Below are 17,697 nucleotides of genomic sequence, written 5' to 3' on the forward strand. Positions count from 1 at the left end.
GGCTGACACGCTATGTTCATGCAGGAAGCAATGAAAAGCAGCTTGAATCACGGTTTGAAAGGCAGAAAAACGGAGCTTTTTAACGCAAACTGGTTATTTATTAAAGGGAACTATGCCGGGGCTCATGAATCTAGCTTTAATGAGGATGGATGGAGCTCAGTCAATCTGCCTCATGACTGGACGATAGAGGAATCGTTTGATCCCCAGATGGTATACGGGGGCACTCAAGCGTATTTGCCAAGATGGACGGTAGGCTGGTACCGCAAACGGTTTACTGTAGAGGCGAACGATAAGGAGCAAAAATACTTTATCCAATTTGACGGTATTCATCATAACAGCGAAGTTTGGCTTAACGGTCATTTCCTCGGGAGGCGTCCCTATGGGTATGTGAGCTTTCAATACGATTTGAGCCCATATTTGAACCGGGAAGGTGAGAATGTGCTGGCGGTAAAGGTAGATAATACCGTGATGCCGCCGGATCGCTGGTACTCTGGTTCGGGGATCTATCGTAATGTTTGGCTCATCACAACGGACCCGCTTCATATTGCAGAGTGGGGAACCTATATCACGACACCGGTTATTTCTGCTGAAGCCGCGACTGTCTTCGTAAGAACACAGGTGATCAATCAATATGAAGAGTCGGCAGCGTGTACGATCGTGACTGAAATTATGGATCACGAGGGCAATTTCGTAGGGAAGGTGCAGGTCGACGGACATCTGTCGGGAGGGGAACTTGTCGAGTTCCCGCAGACGGTTGAAGTACCGTCCCCGCGATTCTGGTCACCTGATCAACCGGCGCTTTATTATGCGCACACCTGGATAACTTATGAGGGAAATGCAGTAGACCATTATATAACGCCTTTTGGCATAAGGAAAGTCCTCCTTGATAAAAATAAAGGGTTATTCCTTAACGGGGTTAATTTAAAATTAAAGGGCGTATGCCTTCATCATGATCTGGGCTGCTTGGGCGCCGCCTATAACGACAGGGCTATGGAGAGAAGGCTGGGAATTTTAAAGGACATGGGCTGCAATGCGATCCGGCTCAGCCATAATCCGATGGCAGCGGAGTTATTGGATCTTTGTGACCGAATGGGATTTCTCGTCATTGCGGAAGCTTTTGATAAATGGAAGTCTCTTTATTACGGGCAGCTGTTTGAGGAATGGTGGGAGAAGGACCTGGAATCGATGCTGGTAAGAGACCGCAACCACCCGAGTATTTTCATGTGGAGCGTAGGGAACGAAGTGGAGAACCAGGGGCAGGAAAGCATGCTTGAAATGCTGGAGCTGCTCGTCAATTTTTGTCATGAAAAAGATACGACCCGTCCCGTCACCTGCGCTTTGGAGCCACATAACCGGCCCCTCACCCTGCAGCAAGGCTCAATCAAGGATAAGGTTCGGCATACTATGAAAATGGCGGCAAAAATGGATATCTTGAGCTTGAACTACCAGGAGCAGTGGTATGAGCATTACAGGGAGGCCATGCCGGATATGCTGATCGTGGGATCGGAAACCTTCCCGTTCTTCCGGGGCAAAGGCAACCGGGTGAAAGCGTATGAACCGATGAATCCGTGGTTTGATGTCGTAAACAAGGATTATGTCATTGGCCAATTTGTTTGGGTCGGCATTGACTACCTGGGCGAAGCGGAATATCCGTCCAAAGGCTGGTCCTCCGGGCTAATCGATACGTGCGGATTCCGAAAGCCGGTATCTTACCTTCAGCAAAGTCTATGGTCCGATAAGCCGGTCGTGCACATGGCGGTGTTCGATGATACGGCGAAGCAGGGTCACCATCCGCGCTGGACAATGCATTGGAAATCACCCCAGATGGTTTCCAGCTGGACCTTGCCGCATTTCGAAGGAACGCTTGTTCGCATGGTTGTATTTACGAACTGTGAAAGTGTTGAGCTGGTCTTGAATGACGAAGTCATAGGTGAAAAAAGTATGGCGGATTTCCCAGACAAGATGATGATATGGCATCTCCCTTATATGCCGGGAACCCTTGTAGCTCGGGGCAAAAACAAAGGGAATGTCGTATGTGTCCATGAAATGACGACAGCCGGAGGTCCATCCCAGCTGAGCCTTATGCCTGACCGGACAGTTATTTCGGCTGACGGCGTAGATCTTGTCCATGTAGAAGTGAACATTATGGATGATGATGGAACGCTTGTTCCGTATGCGGTACACGATATTCAATTCGAGCTATCCGGTGAAGGGACTATTGTTGGGGTCGATAACGGAGACTTGACCAGTGACGAGCCGTATAAAGGCAATCGACGCAAAGCCTACGGAGGGAAATGCTTGGTCATTATACAATCCAGCTCGCACAAGGGTTCGATTCAATTAACGGCAGTCTCCGAAGGACTGAGGGAAGCCACGGTGACGATTCAAACGCATTAAATGATTCCAATTTTTTCAATTGGCCAACAGGGGCTGCAGTCTATGTACTGCGCTCCTTTTATTTTTTCGCTTGACACTTACATTAATGTCAGGGTTTAAAATAAGATCATGACGAACCGTAAGGAGGGGATAAGGGGTTGAAAATCGGGGAATTGGCGGACCGGACTGGGGTCAGCATTCGTTCGTTACGTTACTACGAGCAGCAGGGTCTGCTTTCACCATTGCGGCGGGAGAATGGGTACCGCGAATATTCACCTTTTGCAGAGGATCAGGTGAGGGCGATTCAATTATATTTGAATCTCGGGCTTTCGACCGAAGAAATAGCGGGAATCTTGCAATGTGTCTTGATAAACAAGGAGGCATTCTGCGAGGAGGTGCTGCCGATTTATGAACAGAAGCTGAAGGAGATCGATGAACAAATTCATCTGCTGCAGGGCATCCGGCGCAATTTAATCGACCGTATCGAATCCATTCAGATTGAAAAAAATATTGCCAACCAGGAGGAACGAAGATGAGTGTAATTGCGGTGAATGATGGGACTTTTGTTTCAGAGCTTGAGGGGAAAGGGGTCACACTGGTGGAATTCGGAGCCGTGTGGTGCCCGCCATGCAAAGTGCTGCTGCCTATTCTGGAGACGCTGTCGGAGGAGTATGCCGAAGGACTTCGAGTGCTCAAGGTAGATTGTGATGAATCACCTGTGACGGCAAGCCGGTATGGCATTATGTCTATGCCGACTGTGATTGTATTCAAAAATGGGGAACCCCTGGAAAAACTGGTCGGCCTGCGTCCAAAGAGCGCATATACCAACGTGTTGGGCAAAATAAATGCCGAAGCTGCCCGGCTATAACTAATCCTTCCTCATCTAAAAACCGTGCAGAGGCACGGTTTTTTCATTGCAGGCGACCGACATTTCGTAACCCAAAGGATCATTTCACGTATAAAGTGAACATAATCCGTCGTAAAATTTATACAGTGAGGTCATCCAGCCTATGAATGAGGAATGTACAGAACATGCCGATAGATGGTATAGCTTGGCAGAGCAGAAGGCAGCCCGGTATTTTGCATCGCTTTATATGCAGGTCATGGAAAAGTCCTATGTGCCAATCCTGACAAAGGATTTTCAACATTGGAGTAAGAAGCATGTTCATCACTATGCATGGCTATCTTTTTTTTCACGGGGAAAAAGCAAATCGGATTCAATGGGTTATTATCCATATATCCAATGGTTGAATCGCACAAATCAATTGGACGACTACTTGGACCGTAGTGTTTCATATATTTATATGAGGGATCTGGGGAAAGATCTAAATTCCTCTGCAACAAAGAGCAGAATTCAACGTGTCGTATCCGATATCAAGCATTTCTTGATCCGCTCCACAGCAGTAAGCAGCGGAAACCAGCCTGATTATATAAGTATGGCAGGGTTGTATCGGTGGGCCCAGAAGGAAGGCATAGAAAATACTGCGATTTGGGTGATGAACAAACTGAAGTCGGTAGCTTCCCATATTCCGAAGGAAATGAATGCGGAGCATGCCCAGCGCAAGCTGATCAAAATCATGATCGGGGTTATTCTCCACGTGCTGGAAGAGATGGACGAAGAGATATTGCCTACGGAACGTTCACGGAGACTTGATGAAGCTATCAGGCTGGGATACGCTTACGGGTTGACCTATCCTTTTATTGATGATCTACTCGACTCCCACGTGTTGAACGATCAAGAGAAGCAACAATATTCCGACATGATACGTGCTGCGCTGCTTACGGGATATGTGCCGGAACTGGGGGAGTGGAGCGGGAGCAACATGGAGCTGCTTCGCTATATACACTCGGAGCTGCGAGAAGCCTTTGAATATATTGAGAGCCAACAGCAGCCGGAAACACAGAATACATTTTTAGAACAGTCCTATGTATTCTTTCATTCCCAGCATTTGGACCGCGTCAAGGAGCTTGCGAATGCGAATTACACCAACGAAGAGCTTTATCTTCCCATCATTCTAAAATCCGCTTCATCCCGATTAATTGTTCGTTCCGTCATAAGTGCTCCGTTGGATGAAGGGTTTGATCAACGCACATTTTATTATGGCATCTACAACCAGCTGGCAGATGATTTTGCAGATCTGTTCGAGGATATGAGGAATGGGGCGGTAACCCCCTATACCTATTATTTGAAATACCGTAATCAGCGATCGGATTTGATAAATCCTTTTGAATTATACTGGACGGTCATTGCTCATTTGATTCATAATGTGTATCACGCCGATGACAGGACACGTGAGGTGATACTTGATCGCGCCATCAACGGACTAAAACGTTGTAAAGAACGCATCGGAATTGAAAAATATAACGAAATTATGGATGTATTTGCTTCAAGAACACCGGAATTCAATCGTCTTATCCAACGCATGGTTCGAAAAGCGGATCACGTGGATTTCTTCGATAAGCTGCTTCGCGACCAGATGGTCGCTGTCCTGAACAATGACAGGAATGAAAGAGAGCAATTTATCGATACGGTCCAAGCGGTTCGCCATCAGATTAACCATCTGCTGCAGATTCCGAAGCCTAACGGGATTCCACCAATGAAGGATTCGCTTATTGATGCTGCAAATTATAGCCTCGAAGGGGCTGGCAAGCGTTTGAGATCTATACTGACATGGGTTATGGGTGTGAACGAGTATGGACTACAGGCCTCGGCCATCGCACCGCTAGTGAGATCGTTGGAATATATGCATACGGCATCCTTGATCTTCGATGATCTGCCATCTCAGGATAATGCGCCTACCCGAAGAGGGCGTCCAACCCTGCATCAATTGCATAACAGTTCTACTGCGGAATTAACCGGTCTGTTTCTTATTCAGAAGGCGATTGAGGAACAATCGTCCCTTGACGGGTTTGACGCTAAAGCCGTTCTTGTTCGTCCCAAAAGGCAGGCGATATGTGTGTAGGGCAGGCGATGGATTTACATGCCAAAGGGAAAGCATTGACACTGGAGCAATTGAATTCGACTTGTTTTTATAAAACCGGTATTGCATTTGAGGCTTCTCTGGTTATGCCCGCCATTCTGGCTCAGGTTCAAGAGAAGGAAATTGAGATTTTGAAAAAATATGCCTATCATATGGGCATTGCGTTTCAGATAAAGGATGATTTGCTCGATTTGGAAGGAGATCCGCTCGTACTTGGCAAACCCGTGGGCAAGGATGTTGAAAATAACAATTCGACTTTTGTGAAGATCCTCGGCGAGGAAGGCGCCAGAAAAGAAATGTGGGAACATTACTGCCATGCGGTAGAAGCCTTGAGAAAACTACCACGGAATCATGCTTTTTTGAAGCATTTATTGAATTATATTGTTACGCGAGATTGTTAACAGATTTTTGGGAAAACAGCCACTTTACACTTACGGGGGCAGGTTCCGCTCCTATAAAAAATGTACGCATAGCCGGTGTGCTATGCGTACATTTCATAGTTGTTATTTATTGGGCGAGCATTGCGGCCATGTCTTCTTGAGCATTCCCAATCAATTTAAGCCCGAACGTCTCCGTAAGCACATTCATTACACCTGGTGATATGAATTCCGGAGGCTTAGGACCAATGCGAATATCTTTAATTCCGAGACTAAACAAGCCGAGCAGAATGGCAACTGCTTTTTGCTCAAACCAAGAGAGAACAATGCTGACTGGCAAATCGTTCACACTGCAGCCAAACGCATCCGCCAAAGCCAAGGCGATCTTGACGGTAGAACCGGAATTGTTGCACTGCCCAAGATCGATATAACGAGGGATACCTGTGTCAGCTACTGTGCCGTAATCTACATCATTAAAGCGGAACTTACCGCAGGAGGTAGTGAGTATGACCGTATCGTTAGGCAGGGAGGTCGCAAGCTCGCGATAATATTCGCCGCCCGTCCCAGGTGCGTCACAGCCGGCGATGACGAAAAATCGTTTGATTTTCCCTTGCTTCACCGCTTGAATGATTTCAGGAGCAAGCCCGATTACCGTCTCGTGATGGTAGCCGGTCGGCAGAACCTGTTCGGAATCGATGTCAACTGCAGGTAATGACAGAGCCTTATCGATCAGTGGAGTGAAATCATCCCCATTGATTTTGGTAACCCCTTCAAGACCTGCGATGTCGTAGGAGAAGAAGCGGTCGGCATAGGTGCCTTTAATTGGCATGACACAGTTCGTCGTGGCCAGAATGGCTCCCGGGAATTGTTCAAATAGGCGCCGCTGATCGTACCAGGCTTTACCGATATTTCCTTTCAGGTGAGTGTACTGCTTTAGCTTGGGATACCCGTGGGCAGGAAGCATTTCGGAGTGAGTATAGATATTGATACCTTTGCTCTCCGTCTGTTTAAGCAATTCTTCCAAAGCATACAGATTGTGGCCTGTGACAACAATGGCATGACCTTCGATTTTGTTCTGAGAGACCGTAATGGGCTGCGGTACTCCAAAATGTGTCGTGTGCGCACGGTCAAGTACGTCCATAATTCTAACCGCGGCAGAGCCTACTTTCATAGCCATATCTATGTGCTCTTGTATATTGAAGTTGGAGTTCGTCAGCGTCATGTATAAAGCTTCGTGAGTGATTCGATCTACTTCAGAATCACTGTAGCCCAGCTGTCTGGCATGCGTAGCGTAAGCAGCGATCCCTTTTAATGCAAAGATCATGGTATCTTGTAGACTGGCAATATTCTCATCTTTTCCACAGACACCAACAACCTTGCACCCGCCTGTTGGGGTTTGCTCGCATTGATAACAAAACATGTTGAATCCCTCCGTAACAATTCATTATATAAGAACAATATATAAGTTATCAGATCCGTCTTGGCTATAAAATGATCTTTATCACATTTGAAAGGGGATTCATGGAAAAGTTTAAAGGGCATGCCGTGTATGATTGTTGGTATATGTTTGACCCTTGGCGTGTCTCTGGACACATGGAGTGGGTTGGATACAATTTGAACCAGACGCCGATAAACGCAAAAGTTCATGCATGATTATTTTGAAGCAGTCCTCGGAGACACACTTTGAGTATGATTAGAAAATGAGGAACGAAAACATTAGTGTTTTTTGGAAAAAGTAAGATAGTCATAATCGTAACATACAACAAAATCTCCGAAATTTAATGTGCAACGACACAAAACTACTCAATTAAAATCATCGAAAAACTGCTTAATTATTGATTATGCGACACAAGAGCAATAACCGTTCCAAAAGATTATTAAACTCAGACTGCCATACAAAAAGATTGGTGTCACGCCAATGGCCATGTTTCATTCAATAAGAAGCTGAAATAGAAATAAGAAAAAACACAAAATTCTCCAAGCCCTAAAACGGGGGCGAACACGGTGAGGCAGGTTTGCACAAAACGTTAGGAGTCCGTTAGTTATTCCTCAAACATATTCACAAAACACGTATTTTATACATATGTCATTAACTCGACTAAAGCCCTTATAGACTAAGAATCTATATGGATTGTGTCACAATCATGTGCTTTATTATTTGTCGTTGTTTTTCTCACTTCCATTTTTTTCATAAAAAAACCAGCTGCTCCAAGTTGAAGCGTGCTGGTTTTCATTCCATTCAATCTCAATAAGTATCAAATGTGGTTAGCTCTAATTGGTTGGATGTCACAATAGTTTTGGTCGAAATTTAAGGTAGGATAATGTTTGTTCCACCGAATTGATCATAGAAATGAGTTGTTTTGTATTTCTCATAACTATACTCTCTAGAGAAACATGATATTTTACAAAGCCAACTGAAGGTCATTTCCATTTCCTCGCATAAGGACTGTATTATTTCTTTATTTAGATAGAGAACGCTACCGGTATTCGGCGGTAAATTGGCCTCTGTCTTCTCAGTGAAGCCATACATCCAGTCCTTCCACTCGCCAATTACAACACCATATTTTAATATTTGAATTGACTCTTCAGTACACTCATATTCCAATGGTTCCTCAGTGAGAGCTCCATGTGGAAGGTAAATACTGTTCATCCTCCAAAATTGCCAACGAGGAATAGTTGCAGGCCAAATATTTTTAGTTAGAGGCATAATAAGCCAATCACCTGACTGGATACCTTCGATCTCCTCTTTTTTTAACCTTCCATTGAAAACTAGCTTTGATGGTCCGAAGCCAAATCCTCTTTCCAAGTGATCATGGATCTCTTCGATGTCTGGCTCCTCTTTACCAATACATTTTTGTAAAACTCCTATAATTTGAAGATGATAAACTAAATTATCAGATGTATGAACTATTCCACTGGCATGTACTAAATTATTTTTACTTGTTTGTTGCTTTGACCAAAGTTCATTAACTTGATTCCATATCTTACTTGGTGTAGTGTCAATTTCACTTTCAAGTTTCTCTACAAATGGCCAATCATCAGGTTTATTGCCTACCTTCACATTCCAAAGACCTAGATCCACGGGGCAATTTCTTAAAGCCAAAAAAATTGCCTCATGGAGATTGAAGCCGTGTTGGTTCACTGCCCAAGCTAACGACCTTAAAAATGCTGACCGATATATCTCACTGAACATCACATCAAAAACAGAATAATGTTCTGAGTCTTCTCTCCCCCAATAATTAAAGGACTCTCTGGAAAGTTTAAGGTTTAATTCTGAAACAATATTACTCCACTCGTGTAACCAATGTTGGGAAAAATTATTTCCAGTTTTTTGATCTATTCTCTCAACAATGTAGGCACCAGGATAAACTCTCAAATTCCTTGCAAAAAACTTTTCATGGTTCTTAGGCACTTCTTCTCGTTCCATGATAAAAAACGAATGATTTAAATCCTGTGGTAGCATACCTAGTTCAATCAATAATAAATTCGTTAATATAGATGGTTTGAAAATATTAGATGTCACGTCTTCTGGAAAACATAAATCTGGTTTAATAGATCGAGCTTTGTGAAGTATTATCAAACCATATAGGGAAATACTCTCAAGCTTCTGTGCTTTAATCCAATCCTTAAGATATGCGAAAGTTATTTCTGATTCACTTGGATCGCATAAAAGTTCAGCAATTGCCAAGCAAGCCCTTTCCCTTACAAGACCAGAAGGCCACTCCAACCTTGCAAACAATAAATCAAATTCATTAGTCAAGGTCGGACCTCCATTCTACTCTGGGGAAATTTAATGGACTTAAAAAAGACTTTATTGTATCCATAGTTTTATGAGCCACTATCTCTGCAATATCCTGATGTCCTGTAACTACGCAATATTGAGTAAGTCTTACGAATGTATTTCTGGTCCCGACTTTTCTCCAAGGCTCTGAACCACGCTCTTTGAAGGTATCGATGATAAATTCTAACCACCGCTGTGGGTAAAATCTTACAATGTATGCCCACCTTATTTCCTCATTAGATCTGCTACTAACATACCTAAACCATCCATACCCTTCTTTATGCGCCTCTACAAGCCACTGGTAGGCTTCTGCACTTCCAAAATGACTTCGGATTAAGTTAAATAAGGTATCATAGTCAACCAACCTTCTTCCTCTTTCAAACTCCTCTTTAATTATGCTATAGGCATCGTCAGCATTTTTGCTAAGCCAGTAATTAAACCAATGAACAATAGCTCCCTCCTTATAAGAACTGTATTCTCTTACAGTATGTAGGTACATTCCAAAATCAGAGGGAGGGTATTTCTCAGGGTTGGGAAATGATACCGTAGGCTTTTCGACTACAGGTGCTTTTGTATTCACCACTTCTTTTGAATGCCCAGCTATTTTATATTGCTTGTTAAAACTCAAGACTATTTCAGCTCTCACATTACCATCATTGGCTAGTTGATTCAATATTTGCAAACTCTCACTATCTATAGCTGTTTTAGCAATTGCAACATTTATTTTATTATCATATTCCATTATTTTAATGTAGTTTCTAAAGGCCTGCTCTGCTTCGTAATACTTCTCTCGATTGCATAATTCTAAATAATAATCCTTAAGTACTTCAGGCCAAACCTCGGAAAGAACTTCTCCAATTTCTATTGGTAAATGTCGTGTCTCGTCTCCATCCGTAAAATCACTAATCTGAATTATTGGAATGATAAGGCTCTCTAACCACTTTCGAACTTCACCTATATTATGCTTGTGACAAAGCTGAATTAATTCTAATGCCCCAAATAACAACATATCCTTGTGATCGCCATGAGCGTAAAGATTCTCACAGCATAAATCTAATAAGGGAATTGTTTTATCACGAAGCTTATGGAAACTAGCGAGATTGGACAACTTTGCATAGCAGTCTGCCCTCTCAGAGAACGTATCAATTGAAGAATTTAGATTTCCTTGTTCTCTATTAATCAACCATTGAGCGGCTTCTGGGCTAACTATATCTCTATTGTTTTTAAGATACGCAGGAATCCAATTCCACACATAAAAATAACCAGAAGTTATGGCAAAATTAAAGTCATCAATTGATATATACTGCTGTGGTTTTATTGACATAAATATTCTCTGCAAATCCAGACCAATAAAATCTATTGCTTTTTTGGCGTACTTACCAAATTCATAAACATCCCTATCTTCCGGCCAATTCGGTAAATCTAATTCAGAAATCCTTTCATAAAACCAACCAAACGCAGGAGGATCTTTCTTAATTAATTCCACCGCCAAATCCTTTGCAATATCATTGAAAATACTAAGCAGTTGTTTCGGCCAAGTATTTATACTTACATTACTTCTCATCCAAGCAATATTACTTTCACTCTTATTCATCAGATGATTTGCGAGCAAGCAGAAAAATGTTGTTTGAAAAAACCAGACTAATTCGTTTTCATACCGATATAATTCGTATTCCTTTAATTTTAATATTGATGTTTCTGGGAATTTTATCGTATAATCATTAATCCCATCTTTGAGGACAGAATATATTGCAATGTATGCGTTTTGATTAAAATCCTGTTGAATATGCCCTATATTTATTTCATCCTCGATTGCCAATAGAGACAAGCATCGTAAAACTTGATCAATCTCTTTTATAGATGAATGATCTTTTATTTTCACCACCAGTTCTCGGAGAGGACTTAATAGCTTAAAACCACTTAATGCTTCCGCATAATCGGGTATCAACTCTTCAGAATTTGTTTCCACACAAAACTTTAATACTTTTTTTGGTTCTATATCATTTAGCGCCGCCAATTTTAGGCTCACCTTAGCTACTCGATTCCAAGACGAAGAATCCTGCTTTTTAGCAAGGCGATTGTTTAACTCGTTAAAACATATTTCAACTGCATTAATATTACCTTTGATGTACTCAACCTCAGCTAAAGCCTCAATTTCTGTTTCGCTTAAGCCGGAGATATTTTGTATTAGCAGCGGACTTATATAGGAATCTTCTTGTAATAACAGTTGCGTTCTTGTGACTGAGTGAAAAGTTTCAGGACGTTCATCTTGAATGGCATGATGATAATCACGTAATAAACCTAATTCTATAAACTTTGATAAATCCCCCTGAAGAATTGCGTACCATGCACTCATTCCTAAAATAGTCGATATTTCTTTGGTCGGGCGTTTCTTTCTTATAGAATCAACAACCCATTTTCTATCGGGACCATTTATTAAGCTTTCCACATTGCCTAAATCTGCTTCTAATCTCCAAGTATAAGCCCAACGCAAGTATTCCGGCGCAGATTCTTGTAGCCAATCAAGTGCCATGCGTTTTAGCCTAATCGAATAATCTTCAAATCCTTCCTGACCTTGGACAAATACTATTAAGCTGCTATGATAAGGCCTCATCCCTAAAGTATCGAATATTAACAGATGCCTGACCATCCTAAGGCCCTCTCTAACCTCAGCAATTCTCTGCATTTGAGGATCAAGACAATCTATAATCCCTTGATCTGGCCATAAAAAGGGACATGCTGCAAAAAGATGGAGTATACTTCGACTCTGTTCACTTAATCTTTGCCACAATGTTCTATAATAACCAATAATCCCTTCATGTGAACACTCAGGTAGAGAACTAATATTTTCTGTGTTGATTTGTTTATTTTGTTCTAACAAGGACTTTAGTGAATATCTCAAATGAAGAGGATTACCTGTTGTTTTCTCATGAAATGCAGCGGCGAGTTGATTTAATCTGTATTCATTTATGCGATCGTCATCGGAATCAAAGAGTTCGTCACTAATCTCTTGTTTTTGAAGCCACTCAATGACTGCTGTTATATCTAACAAAGGGATTTCTAACCATCTATCCCTCGGAACAGTTGTGGTTAGCCTAGTTGGTAGCATAGTTTCATCTACAGGCTGAGTACCCAAAATAATAATAATTCCATGTGGAATCGGAATTAAGTTTTCAAACAGCTTGTTTAATTCATCAGCTGTCCCCTGTTCTCTCCATACATGATCGAGGCCGTCAATGATAACTATTAACGCCTTACTTTTATCTGAATAATATTTAGCGGCGGAATTAATCCACTCAGAAAAGTGCTTCGGATTAGGATTATTAGTTTCAAGTCCTTGTAATGAAAGTGGATATTTAGTTAAAATATCATTCATTAAGGATTCTGCTACTTTGAGTGAATCTAAACGTCCCACAGTTCGATCCGTCGTTGACAAAAAATAATGATGCCTTATAACTGGATAACCGTCTGATTTTAAAGAATCATACAAATAGCTTAAATACGTACTTTTCCCCATACCAGGACTGGCAGTAAGTACATAACACCCCTCAGAAGTCGCAGTAATTTCACTTATAAAATCTGTATGAAATTCTTCCGAAGGCAATACATAATCTTCCGGAATCTCAAATTGTTGTGGCAAGGACTGTAATTGATACCATCTTGCTGCCGCTCGTACTTGAGACAAAGTTATTTCGCCGTTTGGTTCTGGAATATTTTTGTTTCTCACCCAGAAGTACAATTCATCCTTTAGGTTTAACCATCCGTGATCCGAACCACCAATTTTATAAAATCTTCGCTTTAACGCTTCTTCATAATCCTCGAGTCCTGCACAATCAAATCTAAAGAGAAAGGAATCAAAAAATTCCCTTGCAACTGCTTCTTCACCTATTTGTCGAATTATCTCTTCTCGGTACCCATCCGATATCATGTCAAAATTAATATGACCGTTCGGTAATAATGCCACCAATATTTCTTGTGCTGCCTTTCTATTGGTAATTAGACTGGCTTCGTGTAATAAACCTCTTTGCTTTATTTCTAAGACAGACGACGCCCATTTCTTCAGCAATGAGGGAAGCAATTTCCTTTTGCCTTCCCTTTCTTCTAAAAGTTTATCCCAAGTATATTCATCATCATCTTGTTCAGGATGTGTTGAAAATTTAACTTGTTTAACAACATAGCTTCCATCTGTTTTTAGAGCAACCACATCATCTAGGTATCCAGCTTCATCAGCTTCCACTTTAATATAATAAAATCTTTTTGGATGCTCTAGCATTTCAATCATGTTTTCTAAAGCTACCAAGTCCTGTAGGTAATCGCCAGACCTTCTCGCACCAGATCTTGTATATTCCGTCACTTAACTAACCTCCATTTAAACTGTCTAAATATTTTCGAAAGACTTAGAGTAGCCGCTGCATGGGCTCGTCATGCGTTGTGCCATCGATTATTCGCTCTCCCCCAGGGCGAGATTGACTGCCGTTTATGGGGATTTTTCAAGCACTGTTACACGGGATTTTACACTGCCGCTCACACATCAGGTCAAGTTACATCATAACTGCAATTGTGCATTTTTTATATTTGTATCATAGCCGTCTGAGGATCAGTATTGTTCTATCGTAATTATGTGTCATGCCGAATCTCGGTTGCTCTGTTTTAAACTCTTTCATTTCTCAAGTGCTCTCCATCTATTTCGATAAATCAATCGCAGAATTTTAGGTCGTGTTTTCTACGTAAGATAAATAAGATTAAGCACCCTAGGAATCGTTTTCAGCCCCTTTGGCAAGAAACTGGAATTGATAATCTATCCATTCCTTAACCATTGTCTTAGATTTGAAGAAGATATGAGCAATTTCGAGAAGATCAGAGAACATTATGTTGTCCGCTCGAATCAGGTGGGTTCGATAAGTTGCATCTGTGATTCGCTTACCTGATGTTAATGTCGAATTCATTCGCTCTTGAATGCTATTTCCTCGGTAGACATTTATTGCAAGATCCAGATGATTAAGTCGTACTTTCTCGAACGGCATATCATATGAATCAATTGCGTCCAAATGAATCATTCGTCCAATTAAATTGCCGTCTTCAATATCTTCCTCGGATAGTTCCTCTAATGACATGCTGAAGTGTTTCTTGCTGCCCTCATTCTTCATCGTAGCTACTACTTGTAACTTTCGGATACCATACCTACAATACTCAAACCACTGCTGATACTTCCAATCATCTCCCGCAGCCTCCTCAATAGTATAGGACGGCAAAAATAATTCACTCCCCTCATGTTGATTAGGGTAAATCAATAAACGTTCAATCCAATGTGGATTCGGCGGTTGAACAAACTCTTCTTCAACAAGGGGCGGTGGTTCATTATTTGAGATACAGTAAGGATCGAGCCTAATATACAAATGTTCGGTTCCATATTTATGGATCAAAAAGTAGGGAACCATTGCATTAAGATAGCTAGCAGTTAAGAGAAAGGAACCTTTGTACTTACAAGTCCTGTACTTCGGAGAATTTAGTGGAGGATCAAAAGCCACTGCATCCAATCGGAGCAATTCTAGATCAGGATTTCCGCTTGATTTTCTACGTAACTTCCCAAACAAATCTGGATGATGTTGGAAAATTGGTTGGGAGGGATGATACTCATTAAAGGAAAGATACTTATAAAAGATTCTGCTTGCGTCTGAAATCTCCAACGATATTCTAACTAAGGTTGATTGCTCTTCCTCAGTTTGCTGTGGGAAAAATGCTCTTATATAATACTCCAGACCAGTTCCAACCTCTTCCTTAGTTAGAAGTTGTCTTCTAATTGTGATTAACCGCATTATAATATTGGGATCATTCACCAATTGATTTTGAAGATAAGTTGCAGCATTAATTAAATCTAGTCTCTGGCTTTCTGCAATCCTCTGAATACTCTTCTCGTAAAATTCTAAATCATCCAAACCAATTCCTCAATTCCACTACTTAGTAACTATCCAAACGAACATTTTGAATTAGTGATACCCCGTCTGTAAAAATGGTAACATTATCCTCTGATTTTAGCCCAAATTAGAATATGCCTCAACAAATTTCGAACATAGTTCGGGATGTAGGGCAAGTAGGGTGGCTGGGTATAGCAGTCTTGCATGTGGAAATGAATAGATACTCATGAACATAAAAAAAGCCGTGTGGAATATTCGTCCACACGGCAACCGAAAAGTCGACACCATGGCGGTAAAAATGGGCACCCGAGATTGCCGGTAGTGTGAGGCGGTTGCGCCAGTCATATTGTATTAAAAATCAACGGATATCAGCTTATGGTACAGTTCCAGATTTCCCTGTTTCAGTGCATCGCGTTCTGCAAGCAGGCGCTGAATCTCATCGCGCAGACACTCGATGGCCGCTTCCATCTCTGCGATTCCCGTCAGCAATTGCTCTGCTTTCGTTTCGTTATTCACGAAGGTTCTCCTTTCCGACCCTTCCAACGTTTGACGGAATCGATAGGAATCGCCATCAAAGAGGAGGATGTGTGAGTGATGGGTCAGCCGATCTAGCAAGGCTGTGGTCAGTGCAGGATCTCCCAAATACATCTACCCAGCGAGAGAACTCTAGGTTGGAGGTGATGACGAGGCTGCCTTGCTCATAGCGATGTGAGATGAATAGAAAGAGTAGTTTACCGCCTTCACCAAGCGATACATGGCCAAGCTCGTCAAGAATCACAAGAACGTACTTGCTCCAGCTCACCCATTCCGATGGCGGTTGCATTGTGGCTCTAGCCCGTGCCGGGTCAGCCGATGCATATGACGTTCTCACGCCTCGGGATGAACGTTATTTGTGCGAGCTGCTCTACCTTCATCTTGGGGAGCTTTGGGATGTGAGCGAATTCAAACTCCTGCAGCGTCTTTGGTTCGGGAACCTCGCTTGACGCAGGAGATGCAGTTGCTTCTGCTCTTGTTTCTTGCTCACTTCGTGCTCCAGGAAGGATGCCATAAATTAAAGATGGTCAGCAGTCTGCTCCAGTGCATCCCTGGAGAGTTCGGGGTAATCCCGAAGGAGATTCGGCATGAGTAGTTGTCCGCACGATGTCGATACGCGCTTCAATGACGGCGGACGTCATTATACCACCTCCTTCAAGAGTCGATCGTACTGCTCAACATGAGCGGACATTGTGACGAACTGATGCGCGTCGTGGGCGGGAGTGATCCCCAGAATTCAATTGCTTCTGAACTGTCGATGCCGTAATTTCTGCAAGTTGCATTGATTCCAGCGCTGTCGTCATTTCCGAGAGAAAATGTTTACACTGGAGCGGAGCAGCAATACGAGCAGAAAATCCTTGTAGCCGCGGCAATGGGCCTGCGTTATGTGGGTCCGCAGTATACCAAGTATGGGTTGCAGTTGTCTTTCGACAGTCATGTTCGTAACAGCATGAGGCTTACGCTCTAGCGCCGTCAGATAGTGTCCAATCTACATCCGCACCTCGCCTCGCCGGTAGCATCGTGCGTGCGTTGCCACAACCGCGCTGCCGACGATCAAGTCGATCCGATCGACATAGCTTAGAGTTGACGACGATTAATTTGATTCCCTTTGCAGCAATGGGTAGTCTTCTCACCACTTGAACGGAAGGCATGGATTCGCGCTTCCCATTTTTCATTCGTATCTCATTTCTACTCATAGAAAAATCCTCCTCTGATTGGCTTTTGAGGAGGATTATCTCATGGCAGTAGCACGATTCGAAGCACTTTGGAGGTCACATTGTTAACGCGGTAACGCTCCTTATTCTCTTACTTAGTAAGGGATTTGACTTATCATTTAGATACCCGATCTTGGCATGCCTTTCGGAGACAAAATCCTTGATAATCATTGGAACGACTCAAACTGAGTTTTTATCCAAGTCCGATTTTGTTCAGCGATATATTGCTCTGCATTAACAAGTAGCTCGACCAACTCACTTTTGGTTAATTGGTGGTATCTTCTTTTCACCCTTTCAATATCCCGATCCAGTTTAATGTTTTTAAAATCCAGATCTCCAACTCTTATCTTCACCCTGACCGGTTTAGGGGTTATTTTAGAGTATTTTAAGTAATAATCATATAAGTGAATCAATTTCATAAATTGAATGCCTTGAGCAGCTTGAGTTTTTAAGACATGAAAAAAGGCTGTCTTTTATCAACATCTGACGATGCTGACAATAGGAAAGGGTATTGCGTAG

At 42.3% G+C, this 17,697-nt stretch carries 9 protein-coding genes and 3 pseudogenes; 4 read left to right on the forward strand and 8 right to left on the reverse strand.

Annotated elements, in window-relative coordinates; all coding sequences use genetic code 11:
- The first annotated feature begins 12 nt into the window (after nucleotides 1-12).
- The 4 genes and pseudogenes from CF651_RS14835 (at nucleotide 13) to CF651_RS14850 (ending at nucleotide 5,758) form a co-directional block, all read left to right on the forward strand.
- Nucleotides 13-2,397 carry a glycoside hydrolase family 2 TIM barrel-domain containing protein gene (locus CF651_RS14835; protein ID WP_245855917.1) on the forward strand — a complete coding sequence of 795 codons (2,385 nt, stop codon included), beginning with the start codon at nucleotides 13-15 and terminating at the stop codon, nucleotides 2,395-2,397.
- Between the two features lie 137 nt (nucleotides 2,398-2,534).
- Nucleotides 2,535-2,912 (forward strand): MerR family transcriptional regulator, encoded by a 378-nt coding sequence (locus CF651_RS14840; protein WP_094015644.1) that lies wholly within the window; start codon nucleotides 2,535-2,537, stop codon nucleotides 2,910-2,912.
- Entirely contained in the window at nucleotides 2,909-3,244 is a 336-nt protein-coding gene (locus CF651_RS14845) for a thioredoxin family protein (protein ID WP_094015645.1), read from the forward strand. The genes CF651_RS14840 and CF651_RS14845 overlap by 4 nt, the downstream gene beginning before the upstream one ends.
- Nucleotides 3,245-3,386: 142 nt before the next feature.
- Nucleotides 3,387-5,758 (forward strand): annotated as a pseudogene (locus CF651_RS14850) (polyprenyl synthetase family protein).
- Between the two features lie 106 nt (nucleotides 5,759-5,864).
- Here the strand turns inward: CF651_RS14850 and hcp are convergent.
- The 8 genes and pseudogenes from hcp to CF651_RS33390 form a co-directional block, all read right to left on the reverse strand.
- Nucleotides 5,865-7,154, reverse strand: a complete 1,290-nt coding sequence (gene hcp / locus CF651_RS14855) for a hydroxylamine reductase (protein ID WP_094015646.1) — start codon at nucleotides 7,152-7,154, stop codon at nucleotides 5,865-5,867.
- An 888-nt stretch (nucleotides 7,155-8,042) separates the two neighbouring features.
- On the reverse strand, nucleotides 8,043-9,494 hold the full coding sequence (locus CF651_RS14860) for a hypothetical protein (RefSeq protein WP_094015647.1): 1,452 nt from the start codon (nucleotides 9,492-9,494) through the stop codon (nucleotides 8,043-8,045).
- Nucleotides 9,487-13,869 (reverse strand): P-loop domain-containing protein, encoded by a 4,383-nt coding sequence (locus CF651_RS14865; RefSeq protein ID WP_094015648.1) that lies wholly within the window; start codon nucleotides 13,867-13,869, stop codon nucleotides 9,487-9,489. Before CF651_RS14865 ends, CF651_RS14860 begins: the two co-directional genes overlap by 8 nt.
- 397 nt (nucleotides 13,870-14,266) lie before the next feature.
- Complete coding sequence (locus CF651_RS14870) at nucleotides 14,267-15,451, reverse strand: hypothetical protein (RefSeq protein ID WP_094015649.1); 1,185 nt, start codon at nucleotides 15,449-15,451, stop codon at nucleotides 14,267-14,269.
- A 330-nt stretch (nucleotides 15,452-15,781) separates the two neighbouring features.
- Nucleotides 15,782-15,946 (reverse strand): hypothetical protein, encoded by a 165-nt coding sequence (locus tag CF651_RS32655; RefSeq protein WP_218827849.1) that lies wholly within the window; start codon nucleotides 15,944-15,946, stop codon nucleotides 15,782-15,784.
- Nucleotides 15,947-16,012: 66 nt separating this feature from the next.
- Nucleotides 16,013-16,078: pseudogene (locus tag CF651_RS33380) on the reverse strand (ATP-binding protein); the annotation flags it as partial.
- 46 nt (nucleotides 16,079-16,124) lie between these two features.
- A pseudogene (locus CF651_RS33385) lies at nucleotides 16,125-16,253 on the reverse strand (hypothetical protein); the annotation flags it as partial.
- A 22-nt stretch (nucleotides 16,254-16,275) separates the two neighbouring features.
- Nucleotides 16,276-16,482 (reverse strand): ATP-binding protein, encoded by a 207-nt coding sequence (locus tag CF651_RS33390; RefSeq protein WP_425436272.1) that lies wholly within the window; start codon nucleotides 16,480-16,482, stop codon nucleotides 16,276-16,278.
- Nucleotides 16,483-17,697: the final 1,215 nt, after the last annotated feature.

Source organism: Paenibacillus rigui (assembly GCF_002234615.1).
Classification (GTDB): Bacteria; Bacillota; Bacilli; order Paenibacillales; family NBRC-103111; genus Paenibacillus_S; species Paenibacillus_S rigui.

Excerpts from the sequence above, each read along its gene's own strand:
- CF651_RS14835 (WP_245855917.1), top strand. The coding sequence starts at position 13 with ATGTTCATGCAGGAAGCAATGAAAAGCAGCTTGAATCACGGTTTGAAA.
- CF651_RS14845 (WP_094015645.1), top strand. The coding sequence starts at position 2,909 with ATGAGTGTAATTGCGGTGAATGATGGGACTTTTGTTTCAGAGCTTGAG.
- hcp (WP_094015646.1), bottom strand. The coding sequence starts at position 7,154 with ATGTTTTGTTATCAATGCGAGCAAACCCCAACAGGCGGGTGCAAGGTT.